1 protein-coding gene is annotated in these 654 nt (G+C 70.6%); it reads left to right on the plus strand.

Translation table 11 applies throughout. The features are described 5' to 3' along the window. Positions 1-585 (plus strand): ABC transporter ATP-binding protein (locus PMI12_RS26230; protein ID WP_007838785.1); only part of this gene is annotated, 585 nt, incomplete at its 5' end. Positions 586-654: the final 69 nt, after the last annotated feature.

A 654-nucleotide genomic window follows, 5' to 3' on the forward strand; every position in this document is an offset into this window, starting at 1 on the left:
CGCGTGGGCATCCCCGACGCGGCCTCGCGCCTCGATGCCTATCCGCACCAGTTCTCCGGCGGCCAGCGCCAGCGCATCGGCATCGCGATGGCGCTCGCCTGCGGGCCCGACCTGTTGATTGCCGACGAGCCCACCACTGCACTCGACGTGACGATCCAGAAGCAGATCCTCGAACTCATCCAGGGCCTCGTGGCCGAGCGCGGCATGGCGCTGATCCTGATCTCGCACGACCTCGGCGTGATCGCGCAGACGGTCTCGAAGATGCTCGTGATGTACGGCGGCAGCGTGGTCGAGAGCGGCCCGACCGAGGCCGTGTTCGCGCGCCGTGGGCATCCCTACACACAAGGCCTGTTCGCCGCGCGGCCCGCCATCGGCGCGCCGCGTGGCCTGCGTCTGGCCACCATCAGGGGCAGCGTGCCCGAGCTGGTCGACCTGCCGCCGGGCTGCCCCTTCGCGGGCCGCTGCAGCTACACCGTCGACGCCTGCAAGACCACGCGGCCGCCGGCCACGATGCTGCCGCCAGATCACGCGGTGCGCTGCATCCGGCTCGAGGAAATCGCCGCGCAAGGGGCCATCGCACCATGAGTGGGACCACCGCTTCACCGCTGCTACAGGTCACCGACCTCGTGCGTCACTACGCGCTGCCGCGCGAGA

Origin of the sequence: Variovorax sp. CF313 (assembly GCF_000282635.1) — a bacterium.
GTDB lineage: Bacteria > Pseudomonadota > Gammaproteobacteria > Burkholderiales > Burkholderiaceae_C > Variovorax.